1 protein-coding gene is annotated in these 1547 nt (G+C 72.8%); it reads left to right on the top strand.

From position 1 onward, the window contains the following. The first annotated feature begins 240 nt into the window (after positions 1 to 240). Positions 241 to 1485 (top strand): GNAT family N-acetyltransferase, encoded by a 1245-nt coding sequence (locus A33M_RS17030; protein ID WP_008389644.1) that lies wholly within the window; start codon positions 241 to 243, stop codon positions 1483 to 1485. Positions 1486 to 1547 lie beyond the last annotated feature (62 nt).

The following is a 1547-nucleotide window of genomic DNA, read 5'->3' as shown; positions in this document are numbered from 1 at the left end:
GACTCCCGCCGGGAATCCCGCCTCGGAACCAATCAGCCGAATCCGGTATAACTGGATGGTAGTATTGTCTTATCGGTTCCGGCGCGGGGTGGGCCGGGGCGCGGGCGCCGCTCTCCGCGGGCCGTTCGACCGCCGACGCAAGGGTTTCTCGAGCTTTCTCCGTCAAGGTGGCGGCGGTCGCAAAATACCCGCAAGAGGCGCTCGAAGCTCATGATTCTCGTCCGACCCCCCGACGATCGCGTGTCCGACGATCGCGTGTCCGACGACGCGCCGGCCGGGTCGCCCGCCGCGCCGCCCGCGGCCGTCGGTGCCGGGCCGGTCCCGCGCATCGAGATCGTCGGCGATCTCGCCGCCGCAGCGCCCGCTTGGCGGGAGCTGGCGGAGCAGGGGCTCGGCACCCCGTTCCAGCGGCTCGACTGGGTGTCCGCCTGGCAGCGCCACGTCGGCACGCCCGCCGGCATGCGGCCGGTGGTGGTGATCGGCCGGAACGCGCGTGGCGCACCGGCCTTTCTGTGGCCGTTCGCGGTCGGCAGAGCCGGACCGCTCGCCGTCGCGAGATTTCCCGGCTGCAACCATGCGGGCTTCGGCATGGGCGTGTGGCGCCCCGAGGCCGCCGCCGCGGTGACCGCGGAGGAGGTGGCCCGCACGCTCGCCGCCGTCGCGCGGGCGGAAAAGATCGACGTGTTCTCGCTCGAGCGGCAACCGCGGCGTTGGCACGGCATGGACAACCCGTTCGCTGGCCTGCCCACGACGCCCTCGATCGACGACGTGGTGGGCGCGACCTTTCCGCCGGGCGACGTCGAGGCGGTGCTCGCCGCGGTGATGACCCGCGACATGCGCTCGCGCCTGCGCAACAAGGAGCGCAAGCTCGCCAAGCTGCCCGGCTATCGCTATCTGCGCGCCGGCGACGCGGCCGAGGCCGAGCGGCTGCTCACGGCCTTTCTCGCCCAGAAGGCGGCGCAGTTCGCCGCCCAAAATCTCCCCGACGTGTTCGCCGAGCCCGGCGTGACCGACTTTCTGCGCACGGCGTGCCGGGAGGGGGTGGGCGAGGGGATGCCGGCGATCGAGCTGCACGCGCTCGTGTGCGACGCGGAGGTGATCGCGGTGATGGGCGGGGTCGCCGATCGCCGCGGCTTCTCCTGCATGTTCAACGCCTACACGGCGAGCGAGAACGGCCGCTGGAGCCCGGGCCTGGTGCTGATCACCCACATCGTCGCGGACTGCGCGGCGCGCGGCCTGACCGGCTTCGATCTCGGGCCGGGCGCGGCGTCCTACAAGACGTTCTTCTGCCGCGAGCCGGCCGGGCTGGTCGACACGCTGTTGCCGGTGTCGGCGAAGGGACGGGCGGGCGTCGCGGTGCTGACCGGCCTGCGCGCCGCCAAGCGGCGGATCAAGGCGAGTCCGCGGCTTCTGGCCCTGGTGCAGCGGCTGCGCCGAGCGGCCGGCCGGTCGTCCGGCTCGTCGCCCGACCCGTCGTCTGCGTAGACCGCGGGAGCTCAGAGACCGTTTGGAAACTCCGACGGGGCTGCGCCGGAGCCGATTTCGCC

The organism is Rhodovulum sp. PH10, assembly GCF_000293785.1.
Taxonomy (GTDB): domain Bacteria; phylum Pseudomonadota; class Alphaproteobacteria; order Rhizobiales; family Xanthobacteraceae; genus Rhodoplanes.
This window is presented reverse-complemented; position numbering and strand designations above follow the sequence as displayed.